We start from the raw sequence: 25,248 nt of genomic DNA, 5'->3' as shown, positions 1-25,248 counted from the left end.
AACGCCTCGCCGCTATCGATTTTGGCATCCGCGCGGCCGGTCGTGCAGGCGTCGCGCGCGCCGGTTCCCGAGGGAAGTCGTCGCAGCACCACCGGGCGTTACGGCTGTCGAGTGTGACCCTATATACTTCCGCGGCAGGCCTCCTTAGCTCAGTGGTAGAGCACCGCTCTTGTAAAGCGAAGGTCGTCGGTTCAATCCCGACAGGGGGCTCCATGTGAGGTTCGGTGGCGGCGTGATCCACGTCGCCACCGAACCTTTTCGAGTAGTTCTCTCCTTAATATCAAGGAGTGAGCACTAAGCGAGATCGTCGTCCGATGAGCTGGCACCGGCGGGCGGGCATGCCGGTCCGGGTATGGATGACCGTGTTGGTCCTGGCCGGACTCCTGCATTGGATGCTCCCGAGTTCGCGGTGGCTCATCGTCCACATCTTCACGATCGGCCTGGTCGCGAACTCGATCCTGCTGTGGTCGCAGACGCTCGCCGAACGATTCCTCGGTCATCATTTGCCGCCGGAGCGACGACCGCTGCAGATCGGCCGGATCTACGCCGTCAACCTCGGACTGGTGGTCACCATCGTCGGGATGCTCGGTACCTGGTGGCAGGTCACGATGGTCGGCGCGATCCTGATCGGCGCCGCCATCGCTTGGCACGCCGTCGCATTGGCGCTCCTGATCCGCGAAGCGCAGCGCACCCGCGCTGCGAACGGCCAGCCTCCGGCCGAACAGGCGATGAGCGTTTGGTTCTTCGTCACCTCGGCGTGCACGCTGCCGTTCGGTGCCGGCTTCGGTGTTGCGCTCGCCTACGGATTCGCCGATCCGACGCAGGCGGGCCTCCTCGTCACGCACCAGGCGCTCAATATCCTCGGCTTCCTCGGACTCGCGGCGGCGGGTGTCCTGATGGTGATGTTCCCGCGACTCTTCGGCGATCCCCACGTCGGCGCACGACGCCGACCGCTGGCCCTGGCGGTCCTGCCCGCCGGCATTGCGGTGATCTGTGCGGGTGCGCTCACCGACCGGCCGGTGGTCGCCGCCGTCGGCGTCGGAATCTACCTGGTCGGGTGGCTGATCGTGATCGGTCCGTTCGTCCGCGTCGTACTGCGTCGAGCACCGCATTCGTATGCGACGGCGTCGATCTCCGCGGCGCTGGTGTGGCTGATCGGCTCCCTGGCCGGGTATGGCGTGATCCTGCTGACCGGCCCGTTCGAAGCCTCCCGGATCACGCTGCTCACGGTGTGGTTCCTCGCAGGATTCGCCGGGCAATTGCTGCTCGGCGTCATGAGTCATCTGCTGCCGGTGATGATGGGCGGCGGCCCGGTGACCGCGGCGGGCAAGAAGCTCATGGACACCTGGTGGCTGTGGCGAGTGCTGGTGATCAACGGCGGTCTGGTGCTGTGGCTGCTGCCGGTGCAGAGCTGGGTCAAGGTCGCGCTGTCGGCGCTGATCATGCTGGCGTACGCGATGTTCCTGCCGATCATGATCCGCAGTGCCGTGGCCGCGATGAAGGTGCGGCGCGCGATGACAGCGGCTGCCGCGCAGCCCGACGACGCCGCGTCCTCGTCGTCGCCCGAGCCCTCGCACGAGTCAGCCCCGTCGCCGGAACGGCGACCGCAGCTCGGCCAGCAGGCCATCGCCGCGGTGGCCGCACTCGCGCTGGTGATCTCGGTCGGCGTCGCGCTCGGCGGTGGAAACGGTTTCGCGAGCGACGACGGATCCGCGGGTGTCACGGCCACCGGCCAGACGACGACCGTCCAGGTCGACGCGGTCGGCATGCGCTTCGACCCCGGAACCATCACCGTTCCCAAGGGGAATCGCCTGGTCATCAACGTCACCAACAAGGACGACATGGTGCACGATCTCGTCCTGGAGACCGGCCAGAGCACGGGGCGATTGGCGCCCGGGAAGTCGGCCACTGTCGAGGTCGCCGTCGTCGGACGGTCTCTGGAGGCATGGTGCTCCATCGTCGGCCACCGGCAGCAGGGCATGGTGCTGCACATCAAGGTGGAGGGCGACGACGATTCCGGCGACCACTCCGGGCACCACAGTGCGACCGGCCCTGTCGACTTGATGACCGATCCCGGGCCCGACTTCGTCGCCCGCGATCCGCGGCTCGCGCCGGCGTCGTCCGAGAAGGTGCACAGGTACACGTTCGAGGTCACCGAGGAGCCCGGTGAGATCGCCCCCGGGACGAGTGCAGTGCGCTGGACCTACAACGGCGGAACCATGGGCCCGGTACTCCGGGGCAAGATCGGTGACACGTTCGAGATCACGCTGGTCAACAACGGCACGATGGCGCACTCGATCGATTTCCACGCCGGGATGGTCTCGCCGGATGCGAACATGCGGGACATCAATCCCGGTGAACGTCTCGTATACCGGTTCCGCGCCGAGCACAGCGGGATCTGGCTCTACCACTGCGCCACGATGCCGATGTCGGTCCACCTGGCCGCAGGCATGTTCGGCGCCGTGATCATCGACCCGCCCGACCTCGCGCCGGTCGACGCCGAGTACGCGTTCACGCAGTCCGAGTGGTACCTCGGACCCGACGGCGAACCGATTAATGCGGACAAGGTTGTCGCAGGCGCCGTCCCGGACCTGGTGATGTTCAACGGCTATGCGAATCAGTACGTGTATCGCCCCCTGCACGCGAAGGTCGGCGACCGCATCCGCATGTGGGTGCTCGACGCAGGCCCCAACGAGCCGCTCTCATTCCACATGATCGGCAGTCAGTTCGACACCGTCTACTCGGAGGGCGCGTACCTCCTGCGGAGAGACAACGCCCTCGGCGGCGCGTCGCAGGCGCTTGGACTGCTGCCCGCTCAAGGAGGCTTTGTGGAGATGACGTTCACCGAGCCGGGTACCTATACGTTCGTCAATCACCGGATGGTCGACGGCGACCGCGGGGCGATGGGGAAGATCGTGGTGGAGTAGCGGTCGTCTACCCACTGTGTTGGCCGTGGTCCCGTCGCGACCGGACGGTGATTGTGTCGACCGGTGATCGCAGGTCTGACGATAGCGCTGGGCTCTGACAATCCGAGTTCGTCCTGATATTCAGTCGACGCATGTCTTATGTATCGAACCCTTGTTCTTATTTAACGTGAGATGTATCATAGTTTGTACAGCTTCATTGAGGTGACTGGAAGGTCGTCTCGTGTTGTTTGAGAACTTCATAGCCGTCGCGCACAGGCGACACGGACCGCTTCCGTAGCAAGGGGCTGTAAGGGGTGGTCGGTGGGTGCGCACGGAAGCAGGACCGCCGTCGGTTCGAGTGTTCGGCCGGCAGGGGTTATGCGGATCGACGCCGAATCGCCGTGAGTCGGCTCCTTGGGTGGGAGTCACTCCTCGGGTCGGCCCCTGGGTAGGGGCTGTGTCTCGGGTCGGCTCCTTGGATTGGAGTCGCGCCTCGGGATGGCTCCTCGGGTTGGAGTCGCTTCTCGAGTCGGCCCCTTGGGTTGGGGCCGGGCGATGCGGGTGATCTAGTGCCGGGCCTTCGGGCCGGCGGCCTGTCCTGCGACGTCGCCAGACCCCCTGCCCTCACGGGCTTCGGGGGTCTGGCGGCGGGGTGACTGCTTGCGTCGGATCGGTGTCGTGCGTGTTGTCCAACGTCAGCGGCGCATCCGCCCTCCTGCTCGGTGATCCCGGGCCGGAAGCGATGCTCCGCTTCACATTTCAGGGTGCGCTCCCTACCGGAGTGCGTCCAGCCAAGATCGCGACCCGCATCGGGTCGCGTTCGCCAACAAGGGCAAGGGGGATTGCCGTGGCTATTGTCGACGTCATCACTGAATTCGCTGACGCGCTCATCGAAGCGCTCAGCCCACCCACCCTCGCTGCACCCGGAGGAGAACTCGCCCGCTTATGCGTGAGTCCTTCGACGGTCGGTTTCGATGACGCCGTCATCGGGCAGACCATGGCGCAGTTGAATCGGGTGGTCAATCTCGCTGGGACGGCGATGTCGGGACTGACCGACGCCGCCGGACGAGCCGGACTACCGGCCCGGAAACGAGTCAAAACCAGCACCGACCTCCTCAAGCAGTTAGGCATCACGCCCGCAGCCGCGCACCGATACGCGCGGACCGGGCACGCCGCGCACACGATGCCAGGCGTGATGGTGCACGCGAGGACCGGCGGCGTCCCGATCGAACAACTCGACGCCATCGGGAAAGGCGTCGCGTTCGTGGGTCGACGGGTGCCGCTGGATGAGGATCGGCGGGCGGATCTGGCGCGGCGACTCTCCTGCCAAGTGACTCCGGCCGATGTGTCCCAGCGGGCTCGCGAACTCGCCCTGGAATGGGCACCCGAGATCGACGAGACCGATCCCGATGCGGTACCGATCGCCGAAAACCCCGATCTCAACGAGATGACGCTGGTGACCGGAGACGACGGCCGCACCACCGGGACGCTCGATCTGGACGCCTTGACCGGCGAAGAACTGAACCAGGCGCTCGACCCGCTCTGCAAGCCGATCCCGCAGCCCGACGGTTCGCGAGATCCGCGCACCGCAAAACAACGTCGATCCGATGCGCTCGCGCAGGTCATTCGCACCTACCTCAACAGCAAGGAGCGCCCGACCGTCTCGGGAGGGGTTCTCCCGCACGTCACCATGATCGTCCCGACGCAATGCGGTGACAGCAGTGCAGCTGGACGCTCGTCGCAAGTCGCGTCACTCGGTTTCACCGGCCCGGTCTCCCCGGCGACTGTCGGACTCGTCCTCTGCGAGGCAGCGATGCGCCGAGTGATCCTCGACCAGAACTCGGCACCGCTGGACGTCGGCAGGGAACACCGCCTGGTGACCGCCGGTCTCCGCCGAGCGCTGGAAGCCCGCGACCGCGGCTGCGCGTTCCCGGGCTGCGGACGCCCGATCTCCTGGACCGACGCTCACCACTGCGTTCCGTGGTCGGAGGGCGGAGACACTGCGATCGACAACTGCGTCCTGCTCTGCCGCATGCACCACACCCTGATCCATCAGACCGGCTGGGAAGTCTTCATCGGCCACGACCGCCACCCCTGGTTCCGCCCACCACTGGACCAAGCGAACCCGGATCGCCACCGCGAACCGATTCGCTCAAACGCGAGAAGGACCATGACCGCCGCACCCACGGCAGCAGCGTAAACCGCCGCATAAACGGCACGCCGACAACCCGCACGACGCAGGAAGCAGCGCGGGGAGCGGCAGCTGGTCACGGCCGCCGAGCTCTCCGCAGGGACGAGGCGCTAGCCGAGGAGCGAGGACTGCCGAGGTGGTGTGACCAGCTGCCGCTCCCCGCGCGGGCCAACATTCACGCCGCTCCCCGCGCGGGCGCAGGCAACCACCAGCACAGGTCAAGTGGTAGCCGTCCACCCTCCGTCGATCGTGTACGACGATCCGGTGACCATGGCAGCGTGGTCGCTGCAGAGCCAGGAGACCAGGGCCGCCACCTCGGAGGGCTCGATCAGCCGTTTGATGACCGGCCCGGCGAGGAAGATCTTTTCGGTGACCTCGTCCTCGGAGATGCCGTGCACGGCGGCCTGCTCGGCGATCTGCTTGGTCACCAGCGCTGTCTTCACATAGCCGGGGTTCACGCAGTTGCTGGTGACGCCGTGCGGACCGCCTTCGGCGGCCGTGACTTTGGAGAAGCCCTCGACTCCGTGTTTGGCCGTCACGTACGCGGATTTGTAGGGCGAGGCCCGGAGGCCGTGCACCGATGAGATGTGGACGATGCGACCGAAGCCCCGCTCATACATGCCGGGCAGCGCGGCGCGGGTGAGCAGGAACGGCGCCTCCACCATGAGCGTCAGTATCCGATGGAACCACTCCGGTTCGAAGTCTTCGATCGGACTCACGTGCTGGATTCCGGCGTTGTGCACCAGGATGTCGGTGTCGAGCGTCAGGTCGGCGAGCGCTGCGGTGTCGGTGAGATCGACTGCCCAGGAGGTGCCGCCGATCTGTGCTGCGAAGCGGGCGGCGCCGTCGGCGTCGATGTCGGCGACAGTGACCTGGGCGCCGTCGTCGGCCAGACTCTGCGCGATGGCCGCCCCGATACCGGCGGCGGCGCCGGTGACGAGAGCGCGGCGTCCCTCGAGCGGCCCGCTCATGCGTCCGCCGATTCTGCGTGTGCCGATGCTGCGTCCGTGGATGTCGCGTTCTCCGATGCGGTGTCCGACGACGCAGCGTCGGCGGCTGCGGACTCCCGGTGGCGGCGCGCGAGGTCGGTGAAGATCTCGGTCCACGGCTCGGACAGCGCCGTGTGGCCCATGAAGAGACCGAGGTGACCGGCGTCCAGAGTCCAGGTGCGGATGTCGTCGGCTGGAGTCGAGACGGCGTCGGCCAACGCGAGCATCTGCGGCGGCGGGGTGATGTGGTCGCGCTCGCCGGCGATCAGGTAGAGCGGAGCATCGATCGCGGCGAGGTCGACGACGGTGCCCTGAACCTCGAGTGTGCCGGCGATCAATTCGTTCTTGTGGAAGAGGTGTTCCACGACCCAGAGATAGAACGCGCCGGGCATGTCCTGGCCGTGTTCGAACCAGTTGGTGAAAGCGTCGTACCGCTCCACATACTCGGGGTCGCGGATATTGCCCCAGAGCTGGCACAGGCGATTGAACTCCTCGGTGGGCTCGAGCATCTTGAAGCCGAGGACCTGATTGGCTCCGAGGTGTCGGCCGTCGCCCGCGGCGACGAGTACCCGGTAGGCGGCGATGTCGCCGTGCCGAGTCAGCGCGGTCAGCCACTCGGCGACAGCGGAGTCGCCCGCATGAGTGTCGATGGGCGCACCGCCGAGCGCGAGACTGCGGACCGCATGCGGGCGCAGGGCAGCGTAGATCGCCGCGAGCCAACCGCCCTGGCAGTCGCCGACGAGATGGACGGCGCCGCCCACCTGTCCCACGACGTCGTCGAGCATCGCGACGTAGTCGTCGACGGTGATGTCCTTGGTCTCCGCGGTGGCGGGCAGATAATCGATCGAGAAGACACGCCCGATGCCGGCGTCGAGTGCCGTGCGCACCTGGCTCTGGTCCGCGGAGTAGTCGACGATCGTCGAGGCGTGTCCGCCCTGGGGCGGGAGGAAGACGATCGGGATCTCGGCCGGGTCGGCTGTCGGTGCCGAGAAGTCGAGCAGACGAGCCTGAGGCCAGGTGCGGACCACCGAGTGCGGGGTGGTCCACCCCGGCTTCGAACGCACGGTGGCAGCACCGGCCCAGCGCGTCGCGTCGGAGAGGAACTGCATCGGCGTGAACGGTCCCGAGCGCAACGCGGCGGTGCTGTAGTCCGTCCATCCCTTGATCCACGCCGTGGCGAGATCGGTTGGAGCCTGCGCCCACCGCTGGAGTTGACTGGTCGCTGTGGTGCCGTCGTTCATGAGACAACCTCGCATTTCAAATCGGGATGGTGCTAGCAAAGCTAGCTAGCATTCCCGAGTCGCGCAGCGGTTTCGACTCGATTCGATCTATTCGTCGACGGGGGAGCCGGATCGACCGCCGCCGGTCACCTCGCTGTCGACGTCGACGCCGGACCTGAGCGCACGCGAGGCGATCAGCATGCTCTGATATACGTGGGTGAGTGATCTCCGCTGCTCAGGGGTCAGTTCGGGGTCGGCCTGTATTGCGGCGAGCACACCGGAGGTGCCGGCGTCCGCGGGCGGTTTCAGCTCGTCCGCGTCGAGGCCGAGCGCATCGGCGAGTGAGTTCAGCACAGCCTCGCTCGGAGCGCGTAAGCCGTGCTCGATCTGCGAGAGATACGGGTTGGAGATGCCCACCATCGTGGCGAGTTGGCGCAGCGAGAGGGACGCCATCGTCCGCTGATAACGGACGACGGCGCCGATGGTGTGCGGCAGGTCGTTGGGGCTCGACACGCTGACGGCCGCCTAGCGCCGCTTCGCGGCGTGCCCGAAATGCGCCGTCAATTCGCCGACGATCTGGTCCCACAGCGGGCGCGGGAGGTCGTGCGCCATGCCGTCGACGACGACGAGGCGAGCGCCGCGCACCGCCTTCGCCACCGCCTTGGCGCCGGTGAGTCGCATCAACTTGTCTTCGGAGCCGTGCAGCACCAACGTTGGGGCCGCGATGGTCTCGTCGTAGCCGACCAGACTGCCGGTGCCGAGGATCGCGGCGAACTGGCGGGCGAAGCCGATCGGGTAGTAGCTGCGGTCGAAGTACTCGGCGGCGTGCTGTCGTGCGACGGCGGGATCGGCCGGGTAGCTGCGACTGCCGATGACCGTGGCTCGCTCCAGATTCACGTCGATCATCTGCTCCCGGGTCGCACCGCGCGGCGGCGGCTTCAACAATGCGACCAACTGGCGCGGTCCGGGCGGCGGCAGGAACGCACGGTTGTTGCTGGACATGATGATCGTCGCGGACCGAGTCCGGTCGGCGTGCTCGGACGCGAAGACCTGCGCGATCATCCCACCCATCGAGGCCCCGACGATGTGCGCTCGCTCGAGGCCGAGGTGGTCGAGGACCGCGGCGGCGTCGTCGGCCATCTCCCGCAGGGTGTAAGCGCACCCGGGGACCGCCTGTCCGACGAAGAAGCGCAGCAGGCTCCACAGGATGGGACCGCCGCCGGCGGCGACGCCGTGCAGCTTCGACGACAGACCGGAGTCGCGGTTGTCGAAGCGGATCACGCGGTAGCCCACGGCGGCGATCTGCTCGCAGAACTCGGTGCGCCAGAACACCATCTGCGCGCCGACGCCCATGATGAGCAGGACGGCGGGATCGTCGGGATCGCCGAACTCCTCGAAGCAGATCTGGAGATCGCCGGAGCGGGCGGTGCCGGTCCGGGTGGTCACAGCAGGACCAGGAGATCGGTCCGGAGGTCGTCGTGCTCCACGACGCTCGGATCGGTCACGTAGATCTCGACGACGGCGCGCGGCGCGGAGCCGCCCTTCGCGAAGTGCCGTTCCATCAGGGTCTCCCAGGCCGATCCGAGGCCGTCGAATCCACCTAAGTGCGACATGATCAGGGCCTGCCCGGTGGGAAAGGCTCCGTTGTCAGCACCGTCGATCTGCGCCGGGCCCGCGACCGGGAACCCGATCGTCAGATCGAACTCGTCGGTGATGTCGCCCTCGTAGATCGCGAATCCGGGACCGATCGGACCCGCCTCGGCGAGGACATGGAAATGGCCGTCGAAGATCTCGGGCAGGTCCGCCAGCTGGACTTCGGGGAACTCCATGGTGACCACGGCGACGTGCTCCGGCAGCGGGACCTCGATGGCGTCGAAGAACGGTTCTTCACGCAAGATCAGCGGCAACGAACTACTCATGCGCCCATGGTAAGCGGACGCGCCGCGGTCGCGTGTGGTGCAGACTGCGCGTGGTGCGGGCAAAATGGACGACGTGACTGACACCGATCACGTCGTCGACACCGTCTACGGCCCGCTTCGGGGCACCAGCACTCCCTCCGCCGACCTCTGGCTCGGCGTCGCGTATGCCGCGCGCCCCACCGGTCCGCGCCGGTGGCTGCATGCCCAGCCGCCGCGTGAGCGCACCGAGATCGTCGACGCCCGCAACTTCGCGCCCGTCTGCCCGCAGCCGGTGATGCAGGTGATCGACCTCGGGCCCGACGCGTTCGCCAACGAGGACTGCCTGTACCTGAACGTCGGAACGCCGCGCGGCGCCGCGGGCACGGACGCCCGCCTGCCGGTGATGGTGTGGGTGCACGGCGGCGCCTACCTGTGCGGCGCGGGATCCCAACCCCTCTACGACCCGGGATCGCTGGTGCAGTCGTCGGTCACCCGCGGCACCCCCACGATCATCGTCACCGTCAACTACCGCATGGGCGCATTCGGGTTCACCGACCTGCGCCAGTTCTCCTCGGGTGAGAACGTCTTTCAAGCCAACTGCGGACTGTCCGACGTGATCGCGGCGCTCGGCTGGGTCCGGGACAACATCGAACGATTCGGCGGTGATCCCGGCAATGTGACGCTGTTCGGTGAATCCGCGGGCGCAGGCGTCGTCACCACGCTGCTGGCGTCGCCGGCCGCGAAAGGCCTGTTCCACAAGGCCATTGCGCAGAGTTCGCCTGCGACCACGGTGTACGACGCCGAGCGCGGCGAGCGGTACGCCAACATGCTGCTCGCGGAACTCTCGCCGGAGTACGTACGGGCCGCCGACCTGCGCCGCACGCCCGCATTGGAGCTGGTGAACGCGTCGTCGACCATCTTCAACCTGGTCCCGAACCGCTTCCCGGGCACCATCGCGTTCGCACCCGTCGTCGACGGCGACCTGGTCCCGTTGGATCCGCTCGAAGCGATCGTCACCGGCGAATCCCACCGCGTACCACTGCTGATCGGCACCAACCGACACGAGACCTCGTTGTTCCGTTGGATGTCGACGCCGCTGCTGCCGGTGAAGGATCACGGCCTCGACGCGATGTTCACCCTCATCGGCTCGGAACGACCGGCGCTGCGGGTGCCCGAACCCGAACACCTCGACTCGTCGTATCAGCACGTCCCGTCCGGCGCCCGCTCCATGGCGATCTCCCGCGACATCGGCTTCCGGATGCCCGCGGTGTGGATCGCCGAGTCGCACGCGCAGACCGCACCGGTGTACCTGTACCGGTTCGACTGGGCCACACCGATTCTCCGCGTCCTCGGCTATGGCGCCGCGCACGCCACCGAGGTGCCGTACGTGTGGGGCAACCCGGCGTCGAGCAAACGCGACCCGATGTACGCGCTCGGCGGGCGCGCCACCGGCGAACTGGTGCGCCATCGAATGCAGTACCGCTGGCTCGGGTTCGCGGCGGACGGCGACCCCAACACCGGCGAGGACGGGGACGCGATCTGGGAGCCGTACGCACCGATGCGACACAGCTCCCTGCTGATCGGCGGCACGGCAGACACCCCGGTCGAGGGGCTCGACGACAACATCCTGCGAGCGTGGGGCGACGAAGTGCTGAGCTTCCGATGAGCGGCGCCGTCGACCGCTTCGGGTCCGCCGCCCTGCACGACGGCGGCTTCGCCTACGGCGCCCGTATCGCGTCCAACTCGCTGATCGTGACCGCCGGCCTGTCTCCGCTCGACGCCGACGGACAGATCGTGGGACCCGACGATCCGGTGGCGCAGATGACCCGCACCGTCCAGTGCCTCGACGAGATCCTGGCCGAGCAACGCGCCCAGCGAGCGGACATCGCAAAGCTGACCACGTACGTCGCGACCACCGATCACGCCGTCATCGGTGCGGCGTGGCAGGCGCTCGACGCCGCCTTCGACGGTGCCGCCCCGCCCGCGATCGTCGTCGGCGTCACCGTGTTGCCGTACCCGCGCCAGCTCGTCGAGATCGAGGCGATCATCGCGACCGGACCGGTGCGATGACCGTGCGCCCCCGCGTCTCCGACGATCAGCGGCGCGCCCGGCTCCAACGCAGACAGCTCCTCGACGGCTCGACCGAGCACGCGGTCACGACGGTCGCCGACGCCGTCGTCGGACTGCACGCGACGACGGCGTCGACCGTGCACCTGTCGGCGTGGGCACGCGGCGGCGCGCCGACGCCCGCCGCCGTCGAGACCGCGCTGTACGACGACCGCACGCTGATCAAAGAATTGGTCATGCGGCGGACGCTGTTCGTGATGACCCGCGCGATGCTCGCCGAGGCGGTCGGTGCGGTGGGACCGCGGGTCGCGGCGTCGGAGCGCACCAATCTGCTGCGAGATCTCCGTCGCGCGGACGGGCCCGCCGACCCGGAGAGGTGGATCGAGCGGGCGCGGGACGCGATCCTGGCGGAGTTCGCCGACGGCGTCTTCTGCACTGCCTCCGACATGCGGAAACGGTTGCCGGAGTTCGACATCGAGATCATGCGCGACGCGGGTAAGGCGTACGGCGGGCCGTCGCCGATTCTCCCGCGCATGCTGAACTTCCTCGCTGCACGCGGCGAGGTGGTGCGCGGTCCCAACAGTGCGCCGTGGCACGGCTCGCGTCCGTCGTGGACGTCGATGCAGACCTGGCTGGGCGCGCCGCTGCCGCACGTCGACGTCGCCGACGGTCACCGTGCGCTCGTTCAGCGATGGCTGCGACAGTACGGCCCGGGCACCGAGACCGACCTGGTGTGGTGGCTCGGCTCCACGAAGACCGCCGTCCGTCAGGCCCTCGCCGGGCTCGAGGTCACCGAGGTGGAGCTCGACGGAGGAGCGATCGGGTACTTGATGTCCGACGATCTGGACCCGGTGGACCCCGTCGAACCGCGTGCGCTCCTGCTCCCCGCGCTGGATCCGACCACCATGGGATGGAAGGAGCGCAACTTCTACCTCGGCGACCACGCCGCCGCGCTGTTCGACAGCACCGGCAACGGCGGCCAGACCGCCTGGTGGGACGGCCGGATCGTCGGCGGCTGGGTGCTGGGGGACGACGCCGTCGAGGTGATCGAGTTGGTCGACCTGCCGCCGCAGGCACGGACGGGGCTGGCCGACCGCGCCGACGAACTGAGCGCGTGGCTCGGCGACGATCGCCCGTCGGTCGGCTTCCCGTCACCGCTGATGAGAAAGCACCGCTGACGGGCCCCGGTACGGGCTCTGGCGGCGAAGCTCGCCGCTCACAGGAATCTGCCAGCGATTTACCAGTCGAATCGACGCCGCCTCCGGCAAGCTGGTGACATGGCAACTGCTGACAAACCCGCCAAGGTGCTTGTGGTCGACGATGAGGACAACATTCGGGAGCTCCTGTCGGTGTCTCTGAAGTTTCAGGGCTACGAGGTCCAGACGGCCGCCGACGGCCCCCGCGCGCTCGACGTGGTCCGCACCTTCAAACCCGACGTGCTGGTGCTCGACGTCATGATGCCCGGTATGGACGGCTTCGGGCTGCTGCGCCGGCTGCGTGCGGACGGCATCGCGGCGCCCGCACTGTTCCTGTCGGCCCGCGACTCGGTGGAGGACAAGGTCAACGGCCTCACCGTCGGCGGCGACGACTACGTCACCAAACCCTTCAGCCTCGAAGAGGTCATCGCACGGCTCGCGGTCCTGCTGCGGCGCACCGGATTCGGCGAGGGCGAGCAGCAGTCGACGCGGATCGTCTTCTCCGATCTGGAACTCGACGAGGAGACGCACGAGGTGTTCAAGAACGGCGAACTGGTGTCGCTGTCGCCGACCGAGTTCACGCTGCTGCGGTACTTCATGGTCAATGCGGGCAAGGTGCTGTCGAAGCCGCGGATCCTCGATCACGTGTGGAGCTACGACTTCGGCGGCGACGTCAACGTGGTCGAGTCGTACGTGTCGTACCTGCGGCGGAAGGTCGACACCGGACCCACCCGACTGATCCACACGCTGCGCGGCGTCGGCTACGTGATGCGTGAGCCGCGGACATGACTGCCGTCGCCACGACGGCGCCGGACACGCCTGCCAAGCCGCGCCGCGGGGTACCGCTCCGGATCTCCCTGGTGGTCCTCACCGGGCTGCTGGTGACCCTGGGCCTGGTGGCCTCGGGGTTCGCGGTGACCTCGGCCATGCGCGGCGACCTGATGTCTCGCACCGATTCCGGACTCGTCGACGCGATCAACGGCTGGGCCCGTCCGCGCGACCAGGACGCCACCAATCGTCCGGCGCCGCCCGGCCCGCGCCGTCCGCCGTCCCAGTACTACGTCTCGATCCAGATGCCGAACGGCGTGGTGACGATCAGCGACTTCGGCAGCAGCCCCGACCTCAACGGACTGCCGGACGGCAACCTGGGGCCGACGACCGTCGACTCCCTCGGGGAGGGTCCGCAGTGGCGGGTGATCAAGCGTGACTCCGATACCGGCAGCACCACGGTGGCGGTCCCGCTGACCGACGTGCAGGCGACGATGAGTCGACTGATCTGGCTGCAGGTCGGCATCGGGATCGTGGTCGTGGTGGTGATCGCGGTGCTCAGCTCGCTGCTGGTCCGATCCAGTCTGCGGCCGCTGCGCCGCGTCGAAGAGACCGCCCACGCGATCGCAGGCGGTGACCTGCATCAACGGGTGCACGAGGCACCGGGCAACACCGAGGTCGGCAGCCTCGGCCGGTCGATCAACCGCATGCTGGCCCAGATCCAGAACTCCTTCGCCGCGACGGCGCGGTCCGAGAAGCAGGCGCGCGAATCCGAGGCGATGATGCGCCGCTTCGTCGCCGACGCATCGCACGAACTGCGCACCCCGCTCACGTCCATCAAGGGCTTCTCCGAACTGCTGACCATGGGCGCCGTCGACCGCGAAGACGCCGTCCGGCGGATCGGTTCCGAAGCCGATCGGATGGGGTTGCTCGTCGAGGACCTGCTGATGCTCGCCCGCCTCGACGCCCAACGCCGCCTCGATCTCGGGGAGGTGGAGATGGTCTCCCTCGTCGCCGACGCCGTCGAAGCAGCCCGTGCCGCGGCGCCCGAGTCCGACATCGAACTCGACGTGCCGAACGACACCGGTGATCCGGTGGTCAGGGCCGACCCGTCTCGCCTGATGCAGGTGCTGCGCAACCTGGTCGGCAACGCCGTCGCGCACGCCGGCGCCGACGCGCGCATCCGGGTCCGGATCGACTCCGGGCCGTCGGAGGTCACCGTCACCGTCGCCGACGACGGACCCGGCATGACCGCCGACGACGCCGCCCACGTGTTCGAACGCTTCTATCGCGGCGACGACTCCCGGCACCGCGACGGCGCGGGATCGGGCAACGGTCTCGGACTGTCGATCGTCGCCGCCCTGGTGCAGGCGCACGGCGGTCGGGTGGGCGTCGACACCGCACCCGGCGCCGGTGCCCGCTTCTGGTTCGTCCTCCCGCGGATCGACAGCGGTGGAATGGCGGACGGCAGTACTGAGCACGGGATGCCGAACACCCCCTAAACTCAGGACATGCCTTCGGTTTTCACACACATCATCAACGGAGATCTGCCGGGACGCTTCGTCTGGAAAGACGGCACAGCGGTCGGCTTCATGACCATCGAGCCGGTGACCGCCGGCCACGTGCTCGTGGTGCCGCGCAAAGAGATCGACCACTGGGAACAGATCGACACCGCGACGTTCGCGCACGTCAGCGACGTCGCACAGAAGATCGGCCGCGCCGTCAAAGCCGCCTACGACGCCCCGCGCATGGGCCTGCTGATCGCCGGACTGGAAGTACCACACCTGCATCTGCACGTGTTCCCCGCACACACGTTGGAATCGTTCGACCTCTCCAAGGCCGACCGGAACGCCTCGGCGGAGTCCCTCGACGAAGCGGCCGACAAGGTGCGCACCGGACTGCGCGAGCTGGGATACGGCGAGTACGTCCCGGAGGGATGATCGTCGCGGACTGACCCGCGCGGCGCGGGCCCCTACGTCACCAGGACGATGATCGTCAGGAGCAGCAGTATCGCCGCCATCCCGATGATCGCGGAGCGCAGGACCACCGGTCCGGCGCTGTCCGGCGGCGGCGCAGGCCGCTCGTCGGCCGGGATCTCACCGAGCGACGCGTCGATCACCGTCATCCGGTGGCCGACGGGGCCGGGCACGTGTGTGGACTGCGGCGGGGTCGGCGGAGCAGCCGGCGTCCGCGGCGCAGCGGGCGCCGGCTGCGCGGGTCCGACTGGACGGCTCGGCGCCCGCCGCGAGGTCTGCGGACCGACGCCCACCGCCCTCAGCAGATCGTCGGCGAACTCGCGGCAGGTCGGATAGCGGTCCTCACGGTTCTTGCTCAGCGCCCGGTTCAACACCCGATCGACGGACGGATCGAGTCCCGGCACCAGAGCGCACACCGACGGCATCGGCGCCGACAAGTGCGCGATCACGCTCTCGGCGAGTGTGGGCCGATAGAACGGGAGCTCACCGGTCAGCAGTTGGAACGCGGTGCAGCCGAGCGAGTACTGGTCCGCGCGCGAATCCACGCCGCTGTCGGTGAGTCTCTCGGGCGCGGCGTACTCGACGGAGCCGACAAGACTGTCGATCAGGGTGATCCGGGTGGCGTCGACGGTGGGGACGGCGATCCCGAAGTCGGCGATGAGTGCTTCGGGGCCGGTCGGCGCCGACCGCACCAGGATGTTCGCAGGCTTCACATCGCGGTGGATCACATGATGACGGTGCGCATAGTCGAGCGCTGCGGCGACGTCGCGGATCAGCCCCGCGACCACGGCGGGAGCCAGCGCGCCGTGTTCCCGCAACAAGCGCGCCGCGTCCGGGCCGTCGACGTACTGCATCGACATCCAGAGCAGCCCGCTCTGCTCGCCGCGGTCGTACACCGCGACGATGCCGCGGTGGTCCAGGGACGCCGCCAGATCGGCTTCGCGAGCGAAACGGCGGCGGAATTCGCGGTCCTGGTGATGGACCGGCCGCAGTACCTTCAGCGCCACCGACCGCGGCAGTCGCGGATGCCGAGCCAGGTACACCTCGCCCATGCCTCCCCGTCCGAGCTGTCGGATGATCGTGTATCCGGCGAACTCGTCACCGGACTGGAGCAGCGTCTCCGACTCCTTCTCCTGGTCATCGTCCACGTCGACGGCTCCTCATCGGTCGTAGCCACCGACGCACAGGGTGTCGACGATGGTGCTGGAACTGTCTGAATGCCGCAGCACCTTCGCAGCCGCCGTGGCTTCGGCGGCGGCCGAGTCGGGACCCATCCCCGACTGGTAGGCGAAGGTTCCGCGTGCCGCGGCGTTGGGCCGGGCGAAGCTGGCGCACCCGCTCTCGAAGTAGACCAGCGACCAGGTCTGGGCCTGGTAGCCCCACTTCTTCGTCGCGGCGGCGATCAGCGACTCCGGGTCCAGGTAGTCGCTGAACCGGTACGTCTGCCCGGTGGGCGCCACGGCGAGCCCCCACACCGCGCCGACCCGTCCGCTCGAGGTGCCCGGCAGACGCGCGTCAGGGGCGGCGGGACCGGACGCGATCGGGTCGGGGGTCGTCTCCGGGGCGATGCTGCTCGACGGGTCGGCGTGCGCCTCGGTCGGCGTTGTCGGCGGACTCGGTCGGAGCAGGAGAAAGACCACGGTCACCAGCAGCGCCGCGACCACGCCCAGGGCCAGACCCGCGATCCGGCGCCGTCGGACGAACACCTGGTCGGCGAGCCGGTGCGGTGGCGCGGAGGCCCGTCCGGCCGGCGGTGCGACGGTCGTCCGGAGGGACGGCGGGCGCTCGGGAGGAAAGTGCCGCTCGTTGGTCGCACGCCCCACCCGTGAGGGCGCCAGCGCTCGGATCAGCGCATCGGCGAACTCGCCGCAGGTCGCGAAACGGTCCCGGGGATCTTTGGCCAGAGCGCGGATGAGGACCGGGTCGCACGCCGCGAGGCTCGGGTCGTACGACGAGATGCTCGGGACCGGCGCCTGCGCGTGGGCGGCGATCAACGCGGTGAGCGTTCGGGCCGAATACGGCGTGTGCCCGACCAGCATCTCGTAGACGGTGCACGCGAACGAGTACTGATCGGCCGCCGCCGTCCCGTCGTGGCCGCTGATCATCTCCGGAGCCGAATAGCTGAGGGTTCCGACGAACGAATCGACTTCGGTCAGCGCCGTGGCGCCGACGACCTTCGCCACGCCGAAGTCGAGGACGGTCGCCGTGCTCACCGCGCGGTTCGCCGAACGTTGGATGTGGATGTTCGACGGTTTGACGTCGCGATGGATCACGCCGACCGAATGGGCGTAGTCCAGTGCCTGAGCCACCTGCCTGATGACGGTCACCGCATCGTGCCGCGACACCGGCATCTGCTTCTCCAGATCGTCCCCGGGCAGATACTTCATCGCGTACCAGAAATAGTCGTCGTCCACGCCGAACTGATAGACAGTCGAGATGTGGGGGTGGTCGAGTGCGGCGAGTGTCGTGGCCTCGGAGACGAAACGTTGGGGCAGTGTTCCGGAACTGCCGATCGGCATCACCTTGAGCGCTTCGAGCCGCCCGAGTCGGAGGTTCTTGGTGAGGAACACCTGTCCCATTCCACCGCTGCCGAGGGGGCGCAGGATCTCGCGGTCGGCGAAGACAGAACCGACTGTGATCGCCATGAACGCGCTACTCCCTTCGATCCCGACGTCGCGCTGCCCCGTTCGACGTGCCCACCCATGAACGCACAATAGCCACCGGGAAGCGCCACGACGCGCGGCGAGTGAAGGAAAGTTTGGGGTCCCTATTAGTCCGTTTTGTCGACCGATTCAGTGACTACCCTCGAGTCAGATTCGCGCCCTCGCAAATGAGGTCAAGGATGAGGTGACGTCGTTCTGTCGGTCACGCAGTCCGATGAATGAGCAGTGGCAGCACGGCTGAAGCTCCGGACTCGCGCAATGCAGCGGCGGCGAGGGTGACCGGCCAGCCGGAGCTCGTCTCGTCCACCACGAGCAACACGGCCCCCGAGACGGCGGGCATCGGGCCGATGCGGTCGCGCCAATAGGCGGCCTCGGTGGCACCGGTCGCCTCCCGGCCGGGCCGCTGCCCGCCCTGCACGGGGACGACGTCGCCGGGCCGACGGCCTACCTGCCGCAGGCGCTGGGCGAGCGCCTCCGCGAGACCTCCGCCGGTCAGGTCGAGCGAGAAGATCACGTCGGGCCGAACGCCGGACGTCCGACCCCACTGGGCCACCACGGCGACGGCGGCGTCGGCGAGGCGGTCGACCGCGTCGGGGGCGCCGGCCTTGGCGGCATCGAGCACCTCGCGCCACTGCGGTGCATCGGCGAAGGCGAGGATCCGGCCCGGCTCGGCCATGGCGGCAGCCGGAATGCGGCCGCGCGAGCCGAACTCGCCTCCCGGCCACATCTTGCGAGGCTCCAGGACGTCGGCGTCCCGGCGCAGCACCCCGCCGACCGTCGCGACCACGTCCGGTTCGGGCGCCTCGGCGAGGCCGGCGGTGATCTCCCCGCGGCACACCGAGCAGCGTCCGCAGTCTTCGGCGCGCGGATCGTCGAGCGACTCGGTGAGCAGACGCATCAGGCACTTCTCGCCGTGGATGAACGATCGCATGATGTCGGCCTCGCGTCGGCGTACCGCCAGCACCCCGTCGTAGTGGGCGGCGTCGTACTGCCAGGGCCTGCCGGTGATCAGCCAGCCCTCGCTGGTGCGTTCCACCGCGCCGTCGACCGCCAACTGCTTGCACATCAACTCCACCCGGCCGCGGCGGATCCCGGTGGCCGACTCCAGACCCGGGACGGTCATCGGACCGGCGGCGTTCGCGAGGGTGTCCAGGAGCCGTTCCATCCGGGCGGGGTCGGGGATCGTCGCGGTCGCGAAGTGCTCCCAGATCGCATCGTCGAGCGTCGAGGCCAGCAGCATCACGACGGCCTCGTCGAGCGCGCGACCGGCGCGGCCGACCTGCTGGTAATACGACACCGGCGACGGCGGGGCGCCCACATGCACCACGAAGCCGAGATCGGGCTTGTCGAACCCCATGCCCAGCGCCGACGTTGCGACGAGCGCCTTGACCCGTCCGGCGAGCAGGTCGTCCTCCAGACGATGGCGGTCGTCCGCGGGCAGGCCGCCGGTGTAGGCGGCCACCCGATAGTCGTCGCCGTGCACCGCGCGGATCGCCTGCACCAGCCGGTCGGCGTCGGCGACGGTGAGGACGTACACGATGCCCGAGCCGGGCAGCATCGGCAGTTCCTGGGCCACCCAGGCGTAGCGCTGCAGCGGGTCGAGGCCGTCGATGACGTTGAGGTGCAATGATTTACGGGCCAGTGGCCCGCGCAGCACCAGCGTGGCGTCGCCGAGTTGGGCGGCCACGTCGGCCGTCACGCGCGCGTTGGCGGTGGCGGTGGTCGCCAGCACCGACGTCTGCGGATTGAGCGTCTGCAGGACGTCGGACACGCGTCGGTAGTCCGGCCGGAAGTCGTGCCCCCAGTCGGAGATCGCGTGCGCCTCGTCGATCACCACCAGTCCGAGCCGCCCGGCCAGCGCGTCCAGCACGCGTCGACCGAACCCGGGGTTGGCGAGCCGCTCCGGCGAGACGAGGAGGACGTCGAGCGAGCCGTCGAGCAGGTCGCGTTCCACCGTCGCCCACTCGTCGATGTTCGCCGAGTTCACGGTGGCCGCGCGGAGACCGCCGCGGGTGGCCGCCGCGACCTGATCGCGCATCAACGACAGCAGCGGCGACACGATGAGCGTCGGTCCGCCGCCCGCCGCCCGGATGACCGCCGTCGCCGCCCAGTACACGGCGGACTTGCCCCACCCGGTCGCCTGCACCACCAGGACGCGTGCGCCGGGCGAGGCCAGGGCCGAGACAGCGGTCTCCTGGTCGGCCCGAAGCCGGGCGTCGGGGCCTGCGAGCGCGGTGATGACACCGTCGGCGATCGTGCGCTGTCGGGGATCGAGCTCCGGTCCGGGCTGCTGCGTGCTCATGTCGCTCAATCTAGGGCATGTCTCCTCAATCCTTTTGCGGGTCTCGACGGCCAGATGCACGCCCGGCTGCGTTGTCGTCGGTCGACATAGCTACCGCTATGCCTCCCTCCTCCGCCTTGCCGGACGCACATCTGATCCGCCGATCCCACGCAAGGGATTGAGGAGACATGCCCTAGCTGCGCGCTGCGACACCGACGAATGCGTTGTCCACAGGTCTGCTGATCGCCGGCGCAACGATTCACAGGAACCTGCCAGTCGAGCCCCAGGGCCGCCGGAGCGAACCCCCCGATTCTCTTAACCATGACAGAATTGCTGAGCAGCGTGGACGCGGGCGTCGATCCCCGGGCCGCGATCCCGGAACCCGACCGACCCGTCGTCGACGTGGTGATGCCGGTCTACAACGAAGAGGCCGACCTCGAGACGTCGGTGCGTCGACTGCACCGGCACCTCGCCGATCACGTGCCCTATCCGTCGCGGATCACCGTCGCCGACAATGCGAGCACGGACCAGACGCTGGCGATCGCGAACCGCCTCGCCGCGGAACTGGACGGTGTGCGCGTGGTCCACCTGGAGCTCAAGGGCCGCGGCCGCGCACTGAACCAGGTGTGGAGCGAGGACGACGCCGAGGTGGTCGCCTACTGCGACGTGGACCTCTCGACCGACCTCAACGCCTTGATGCCGCTCATCGCGCCACTGATCTCCGGACATTCGGACATCGCGATCGGCACGCGACTGTCGCACTCGTCGCGGGTGGTGCGCGGCGCCAAGCGCGAGTTCATCTCGCGCTCGTACAACCTGATTCTGCGGACTGCGATGCGCGCCCGGTTCTCCGATGCGCAGTGCGGTTTCAAAGCGATGCGCACCGACGTCGCGAGCACGCTGCTCCCGTACGTCGAGGACACCGGCTGGTTCTTCGACACCGAACTGCTGGTCCTCGCCGAACGCGTCGGCCTCCGCATCGCGGAAGTGCCCGTCGACTGGATCGACGACCCGGACAGCTCCGTCGACATCGTCGCGACCGCCGTCGCCGACCTGCGCGGCTGCGTTCGGGTGGCGTGGGCGCTGGCCACCGGCCGCATCCCGGTCGCCGAACTCCGGCGCACGCTCGGCCGCGAGCGGCTGCCCGGCCCGGCGATCGAGGGCGTGCCGTACGGCATGGTGGGACAGCTCGCACGCTTCTGCGCGGTCGGCATCGCTTCCACGCTGGCCTTCGCGCTGCTGTTCCTGCTGCTGCGTCCGCTGGGCGCCCAGGCCGCGAACTTCCTCGCCCTCGCGATCACCGCGGTGCTCAACACCGCAGCCAATCGACGCTTCACCTTCGGCGTCCGCGGCGCGGCGGACCGCGCGCGCCACCACCTGTTCGGCTGGGGCGTGTTCCTGTTCGGCTGGCTGGTGACCGCGGGCTCCTTGTTCGCGCTGCACCGCTGGAGTCCGGACGCCTCGCATGCCGTCGAACTGACCGTCCTCGTCGTCTCGAACCTCGTCGCGACCGCCACCCGCTTCGTCGGGCTGCGGTGGATCTTCCGTCGCCGCGGCGCTGACCTCACCACTGAACGGAGTGCCGCATGACTGCGACCGTCCTCGATCGGCCACAACCGGCCGACGCCCAACCCGCCGAACCCGATCGGCCCGACCGCTCGGGCCTGATCCGGAGAGCGTCGCTGGCGACGCTGCTGCTCGGCACCACCGTCCTCTACCTGTGGAACCTGTCGATCAACGGGTGGGCCAACTCCTTCTACACGGCCGCCATCCAGGCGGGCTCGCAGTCGTGGAAGGCATGGTTCTTCGGATCGTCCGACATGGCGAACTCCATCACCGTCGACAAACCGCCCGCCTCCCTGTGGATCCCCGCGCTCTCGGTGCGGGTGTTCGGGCTCAACTCGTGGTCGGTGCTGGTGCCCGAGGTGCTGATGGGCGTCGCGTCCGTCGCACTGCTGTACCTGATCACCCGCCGCTACTTCGGCCACTGGGCGGGCATCGGCGCCGGCGTGGTCCTGGCGCTGACGCCGGTCGCGGCCTTGATGTTCCGCTTCAACAATCCCGAAGCACTGTTGATCCTGCTGATGATCGCAGCCGTCGGCGCGGTTCTCCGGGCGATGGAACCGGGGACCCCGGACAAGCCGACGCACAGTGTGCGGTGGATGATCGCCGCCGGTGTGGCGGTGGGCTTCGGCTTCCTCACCAAGCAGCTCGAGGTGATGCTGATCGTCCCCGCGATGGCGGTGACGTACCTGGCGTTCGGTCCGCGGACCTGGCTGCGTCGACTGGGCCATCTGTTCGCATCGCTCGGCGCGTTGATCGTCAGCGCGGGCTGGTGGATCCTGACCGTGGAACTGTGGCCGGCCTCGAGCCGCCCCTACATCGGTGGCTCGCAGAACAACTCGATTCTGGAACTGACCCTCGGCTACAACGGCATCGGTCGCCTCGACGGCAACGAGACCGGCAGCGTCGGCGGTGGCGGCGACGGCGGTGGCCGCATGCGCGGAATGGGCAGTGCCGCGGCCGAGATGGCCGGGCAGGGCGGCGGACCGGGTGGTGCCGGAGGCGGCGGCATGTGGGGCTCGACCGGTGTGTTCCGGATGTTCGAGGCCGCACAGGGCGGCCAGATCGCCTGGCTGATCCCGTCCGCGGCGATCCTCGCGATCGCGGCGCTGGTGCTGATCGGTCGCGCCCCGCGCACCGACCTGCGGCGCGCCTTCCTCACCGTGTTCGGACTGTGGGCCGTCACCATGATCAGCGTCTTCAGCTTCATGGCGGGCATCTTCCACAGCTACTACACCGCAGCGATCGCTCCGGGCATCGCCGCCGTCGTCGCCGGCGCGGCCGTCCTCTGCTGGCGTGAACGCGAACGGCTGTGGGTCCGACTGGTCCTCGTCGCCGCGACCTGGACCGCCGCGATCTGGGGCTTCGTGCTGCTGAACCGGTCGGCGGACTTCGCCGGATGGCTGCGCTTCGTCGTCCTGATCGTCGGCCTCCTCGGCGGCGCCCTCATGCTGCTGGCTCAGCGACGGGCCGTGGCGACGGCGGCCGTGACCGCGGCGATCCTCGCCGGTCTCGCCGGACCGCTGGCCTACACGCTCGACACCGTCAGCACGGCCAAGCAGGGATCGATCATCAGTGCGGGCCCGCAGGTCGACGGCGAGTTCGGCCCCGGTGGTCGAGGCGGTCCGCGCGGCGGGGGCAACCAGCCTCCTGGCATGAACGGCGCCCAGCGCGGTCAGCAGACCGGTTTCCCCGGCGTCCCGCCGAACGGCTTGCCCGGCATGGGCGGGCAGAACGGCGGCGAAGGCTCCGGCGGCATGAACGGCGGCCCCGGCGGCGGACTCCTCAACGGATCGACGCCGTCGGACGAGATGGTCGCACTGCTGCGGACCGACGCCGACCAGTACACCTGGGTGGCTGCGGCCGTCGGCTCCAACGAGGCGTCCGGCTACCAGATCTCCAGCGGGTACTCGGTGATGCCGATCGGCGGCTTCAACGGGACCGACCCGTCGCCGACGCTCGACGAGTTCAAGAAGTTGGTGTCGGAGAACAAGATCCACTACTTCATCGCGAGCAACCGCGGTGGGATGGGCGGCGAAGGCGGCATGGGCGGCAGCCGGTCCTCGTCGGAGATCAGTGAGTGGGTGGCTGCCAACTTCACCACGACCACCGTCGACGGAGTGACGCTGTACGACCTGACCGCGTCGAAGTAACCGATGTCGAAGTAACCGATTCGGCGAGCACCGGACCCGATGACCCCGTGTCATCGGGTCCGGTGCCGTCGGTCCGGTGCCCTTCCGGGTTGCGCGCACCGGCGGCGACGTCGGTCTATTGTCATCCGGGTGAGCGTGTCGACCTCCCTTCGCCGGATGACCGGCCGCGACCCCGCCGAGGACGGTCGCGGTCCGAGCGATCTGGAAGTGTTCTACGACCTCGTCTTCGTCGTCGCCTTCTCCATCGCGGGCACGCAGTTCGCCGAGTACCTGGCGCAGGGCCACTACCGGGCGGCCATCGTCGGATATCTGCTCTCGACGTTCGCCTCGGTGTGGGCGTGGATCAACTTCGCCTGGTTCGCATCCGCGTTCGACACCGACGACTGGATCTACCGGATGCTGACCCTGCTGCAGATGGTCGGCGTCGCCATCATCGCGATCGGACTGCCCCCGGTGTTCGCGTCGATCGATGCGAACGCACACGTCGACCTCACGGTGGTCGTCATCGGCTACATGGTGATGCGCGTGGCGATGATCGTGCAGTGGCTCCGTGCCGCGGCCCAGGCACGCGAATGGCGTGCGACCTGCCTGACCTACGCAGGCATGACCGCCGTCGCGCAGGTCGGCTGGATCATCGTCGCGGTGGAACCGTTGACCCTGGGGCCGACCCTGATCGGGATCGTCGTCTGCGTGGTGCTCGAACTCCTGGGACCGGGCATCGCCGAGACTCGGTTCCGCCGCACGCCGTGGCATCCCGGGCACATCGTCGAACGGTATTCGACGCTCGTCGTCATCACGCTCGGCGAGGGCGTCGTCGGTACCGTCGCCGTTCTGCAGGCGATCATCGATCGCACCGGCTGGAGCGTCGAGACCGCCGTGCTCGGCCTCGCGGCCATGGGACTCACCTTCGCGATGTGGTGGCTCTACTTCCGGCTGGAAGTCGGCAGACCGCTCGGCGAGAATCCCGGAAAATGCTTCGTGTTCGGCTACGGCAGCATGGCGATCTTCATCGGCTGCGCCGCCGTCGGCACCGGGGTCCACCTGGTCGCGATGTGGCTCGACGGCGAGACCCGGATTCCGGAGATGGCCGTGCTGTTGTCCGGCGCGATTCCGCTCGCGATCTTCTGCTTCGGCACCATCGCGATGTACTACTTCCTCGCCGGGTCCGACGCCCTGCTGATCCCGCTCGTCGTGGCGACGGCTCTGCCCCTGGTCAGCGCTGTCGCGGTCGTCGCCGCGGGCGGTGGACTGCTGGTCGCGACCGTCGTCGGCTGCCTGGCGCCGGTGCTGCCGGTCCTGCTCGTGGAACTGACGGCACGCCGTGGCCGCGCACCATCGGAACGGTCGTCGTAGAGCCGGTCGCCGGTACCCATTACG

Annotated in this window: 19 protein-coding genes and 1 tRNA gene; 12 read left to right on the top strand and 8 right to left on the bottom strand. The window is 68.6% G+C overall.

Features of this window, described 5'->3' with window-relative positions:
- Window positions 1–138: 138 nt before the first annotated feature.
- The 3 genes from GH2_RS13210 (at window position 139) to GH2_RS13200 (ending at window position 5,106) form a co-directional block, all read left to right on the top strand.
- Window positions 139–213: transfer RNA gene (locus GH2_RS13210), tRNA-Thr, on the top strand.
- A gap of 74 nt (window positions 214–287) precedes the next feature.
- The gene (locus tag GH2_RS13205) at window positions 288–2,927 is read left to right on the top strand and encodes a multicopper oxidase domain-containing protein (RefSeq protein WP_157086086.1); all 2,640 of its coding nucleotides are present in this window, start codon (window positions 288–290) and stop codon (window positions 2,925–2,927) included.
- Window positions 2,928–3,753: 826 nt separating this feature from the next.
- Entirely contained in the window at window positions 3,754–5,106 is a 1,353-nt protein-coding gene (locus tag GH2_RS13200; RefSeq protein ID WP_066168797.1) for an HNH endonuclease signature motif containing protein, read from the top strand.
- Between the two features lie 209 nt (window positions 5,107–5,315).
- Here the strand turns inward: GH2_RS13200 and GH2_RS13195 are convergent, their stop codons facing one another.
- The 5 genes from GH2_RS13195 to GH2_RS13175 all read right to left on the bottom strand — a co-directional run bounded on the left by GH2_RS13195 (window position 5,316) and on the right by GH2_RS13175 (window position 9,225).
- Window positions 5,316–6,068 carry a 3-hydroxybutyrate dehydrogenase gene (locus GH2_RS13195; RefSeq protein WP_066168794.1) on the bottom strand — a complete coding sequence of 251 codons (753 nt, stop codon included), beginning with the start codon at window positions 6,066–6,068 and terminating at the stop codon, window positions 5,316–5,318.
- Window positions 6,065–7,327 (bottom strand): alpha/beta fold hydrolase, encoded by a 1,263-nt coding sequence (locus GH2_RS13190; RefSeq protein ID WP_066168791.1) that lies wholly within the window; start codon window positions 7,325–7,327, stop codon window positions 6,065–6,067. The genes GH2_RS13195 and GH2_RS13190 overlap by 4 nt, the downstream gene beginning before the upstream one ends.
- Before the next feature lie 87 nt (window positions 7,328–7,414).
- Window positions 7,415–7,819: a helix-turn-helix domain-containing protein gene (locus GH2_RS13185; protein ID WP_244885387.1), complete on the bottom strand. Its 405-nt coding sequence runs from the start codon at window positions 7,817–7,819 to the stop codon at window positions 7,415–7,417.
- Between the two features lie 12 nt (window positions 7,820–7,831).
- Window positions 7,832–8,752, bottom strand: coding sequence for an alpha/beta fold hydrolase (locus tag GH2_RS13180; protein ID WP_066168788.1), 921 nt, complete (start codon window positions 8,750–8,752; stop codon window positions 7,832–7,834).
- A complete protein-coding gene (locus tag GH2_RS13175) occupies window positions 8,749–9,225 on the bottom strand; it encodes a GyrI-like domain-containing protein (RefSeq protein WP_066168786.1) in 477 nt (158 codons plus the stop codon). Before GH2_RS13175 ends, GH2_RS13180 begins: the two co-directional genes overlap by 4 nt.
- Window positions 9,226–9,289: 64 nt before the next feature.
- On the opposite strand from GH2_RS13175, the gene GH2_RS13170 reads away from it, so the two are divergent.
- The 6 genes from GH2_RS13170 (at window position 9,290) to GH2_RS13145 (ending at window position 15,175) form a co-directional block, all read left to right on the top strand.
- Window positions 9,290–10,870 carry a carboxylesterase/lipase family protein gene (locus GH2_RS13170; protein WP_066168783.1) on the top strand — a complete coding sequence of 527 codons (1,581 nt, stop codon included), beginning with the start codon at window positions 9,290–9,292 and terminating at the stop codon, window positions 10,868–10,870.
- A complete protein-coding gene (locus GH2_RS13165) occupies window positions 10,867–11,274 on the top strand; it encodes a RidA family protein (RefSeq protein WP_066168781.1) in 408 nt (135 codons plus the stop codon). The genes GH2_RS13170 and GH2_RS13165 overlap by 4 nt, the downstream gene beginning before the upstream one ends.
- Complete coding sequence (locus GH2_RS13160; protein ID WP_066168778.1) at window positions 11,271–12,449, top strand: winged helix DNA-binding domain-containing protein; 1,179 nt, start codon at window positions 11,271–11,273, stop codon at window positions 12,447–12,449. The genes GH2_RS13165 and GH2_RS13160 overlap by 4 nt, the downstream gene beginning before the upstream one ends.
- Window positions 12,450–12,548: 99 nt before the next feature.
- Window positions 12,549–13,256 (top strand): response regulator transcription factor, encoded by a 708-nt coding sequence (locus GH2_RS13155; protein ID WP_066168774.1) that lies wholly within the window; start codon window positions 12,549–12,551, stop codon window positions 13,254–13,256.
- Complete coding sequence (locus GH2_RS13150) at window positions 13,253–14,737, top strand: sensor histidine kinase (RefSeq protein WP_066168771.1); 1,485 nt, start codon at window positions 13,253–13,255, stop codon at window positions 14,735–14,737. The genes GH2_RS13155 and GH2_RS13150 overlap by 4 nt, the downstream gene beginning before the upstream one ends.
- Window positions 14,738–14,746: 9 nt before the next feature.
- Complete coding sequence (locus GH2_RS13145) at window positions 14,747–15,175, top strand: HIT family protein (RefSeq protein WP_066168768.1); 429 nt, start codon at window positions 14,747–14,749, stop codon at window positions 15,173–15,175.
- 32 nt (window positions 15,176–15,207) lie between these two features.
- Here the strand turns inward: GH2_RS13145 and GH2_RS13140 are convergent, their stop codons facing one another.
- From GH2_RS13140 to GH2_RS13130, 3 genes are all read right to left on the bottom strand, one after another.
- Entirely contained in the window at window positions 15,208–16,359 is a 1,152-nt protein-coding gene (locus GH2_RS13140; protein ID WP_066168765.1) for a serine/threonine-protein kinase, read from the bottom strand.
- A 12-nt stretch (window positions 16,360–16,371) separates the two neighbouring features.
- Window positions 16,372–17,856 carry a serine/threonine-protein kinase gene (locus GH2_RS13135; protein ID WP_066168764.1) on the bottom strand — a complete coding sequence of 495 codons (1,485 nt, stop codon included), beginning with the start codon at window positions 17,854–17,856 and terminating at the stop codon, window positions 16,372–16,374.
- 220 nt (window positions 17,857–18,076) lie between these two features.
- A complete protein-coding gene (locus tag GH2_RS13130; RefSeq protein ID WP_066168761.1) occupies window positions 18,077–20,176 on the bottom strand; it encodes a RecQ family ATP-dependent DNA helicase in 2,100 nt (699 codons plus the stop codon).
- A gap of 300 nt (window positions 20,177–20,476) precedes the next feature.
- Between GH2_RS13130 and GH2_RS13125 the strand changes: the two genes are divergently transcribed.
- From GH2_RS13125 to GH2_RS13115, 3 genes are all read left to right on the top strand, one after another.
- On the top strand, window positions 20,477–21,745 hold the full coding sequence (locus GH2_RS13125) for a bifunctional glycosyltransferase family 2/GtrA family protein (RefSeq protein ID WP_066168758.1): 1,269 nt from the start codon (window positions 20,477–20,479) through the stop codon (window positions 21,743–21,745).
- On the top strand, window positions 21,742–23,871 hold the full coding sequence (locus GH2_RS13120; protein ID WP_066168755.1) for an ArnT family glycosyltransferase: 2,130 nt from the start codon (window positions 21,742–21,744) through the stop codon (window positions 23,869–23,871). Before GH2_RS13125 ends, GH2_RS13120 begins: the two co-directional genes overlap by 4 nt.
- A 129-nt stretch (window positions 23,872–24,000) precedes the next feature.
- A complete protein-coding gene (locus tag GH2_RS13115; RefSeq protein WP_307825411.1) occupies window positions 24,001–25,224 on the top strand; it encodes a low temperature requirement protein A in 1,224 nt (407 codons plus the stop codon).
- The last annotated feature ends 24 nt before the right edge of the window (window positions 25,225–25,248 follow it).

Source organism: Gordonia hydrophobica NBRC 16057 (genome assembly GCF_001592365.1).
Taxonomy (GTDB): Bacteria; Actinomycetota; Actinomycetes; order Mycobacteriales; family Mycobacteriaceae; genus Gordonia; species Gordonia hydrophobica.
This window is presented reverse-complemented; position numbering and strand designations above follow the sequence as displayed.

Excerpts from the sequence above, each read along its gene's own strand:
- GH2_RS13120 (WP_066168755.1), top strand. The coding sequence starts at position 21,742 with ATGACTGCGACCGTCCTCGATCGGCCACAACCGGCCGACGCCCAACCC.
- GH2_RS13160 (WP_066168778.1), top strand. The coding sequence starts at position 11,271 with ATGACCGTGCGCCCCCGCGTCTCCGACGATCAGCGGCGCGCCCGGCTC.
- GH2_RS13190 (WP_066168791.1), bottom strand. The coding sequence starts at position 7,327 with ATGAACGACGGCACCACAGCGACCAGTCAACTCCAGCGGTGGGCGCAG.
- GH2_RS13135 (WP_066168764.1), bottom strand. The coding sequence starts at position 17,856 with ATGGCGATCACAGTCGGTTCTGTCTTCGCCGACCGCGAGATCCTGCGC.
- GH2_RS13150 (WP_066168771.1), top strand. The coding sequence starts at position 13,253 with ATGACTGCCGTCGCCACGACGGCGCCGGACACGCCTGCCAAGCCGCGC.
- GH2_RS13155 (WP_066168774.1), top strand. The coding sequence starts at position 12,549 with ATGGCAACTGCTGACAAACCCGCCAAGGTGCTTGTGGTCGACGATGAG.
- GH2_RS13165 (WP_066168781.1), top strand. The coding sequence starts at position 10,867 with ATGAGCGGCGCCGTCGACCGCTTCGGGTCCGCCGCCCTGCACGACGGC.
- GH2_RS13130 (WP_066168761.1), bottom strand. The coding sequence starts at position 20,176 with ATGAGCACGCAGCAGCCCGGACCGGAGCTCGATCCCCGACAGCGCACG.
- GH2_RS13195 (WP_066168794.1), bottom strand. The coding sequence starts at position 6,068 with ATGAGCGGGCCGCTCGAGGGACGCCGCGCTCTCGTCACCGGCGCCGCC.
- GH2_RS13175 (WP_066168786.1), bottom strand. The coding sequence starts at position 9,225 with ATGAGTAGTTCGTTGCCGCTGATCTTGCGTGAAGAACCGTTCTTCGAC.
- GH2_RS13125 (WP_066168758.1), top strand. The coding sequence starts at position 20,477 with ATGACAGAATTGCTGAGCAGCGTGGACGCGGGCGTCGATCCCCGGGCC.
- GH2_RS13145 (WP_066168768.1), top strand. The coding sequence starts at position 14,747 with ATGCCTTCGGTTTTCACACACATCATCAACGGAGATCTGCCGGGACGC.
- GH2_RS13170 (WP_066168783.1), top strand. The coding sequence starts at position 9,290 with ATGGACGACGTGACTGACACCGATCACGTCGTCGACACCGTCTACGGC.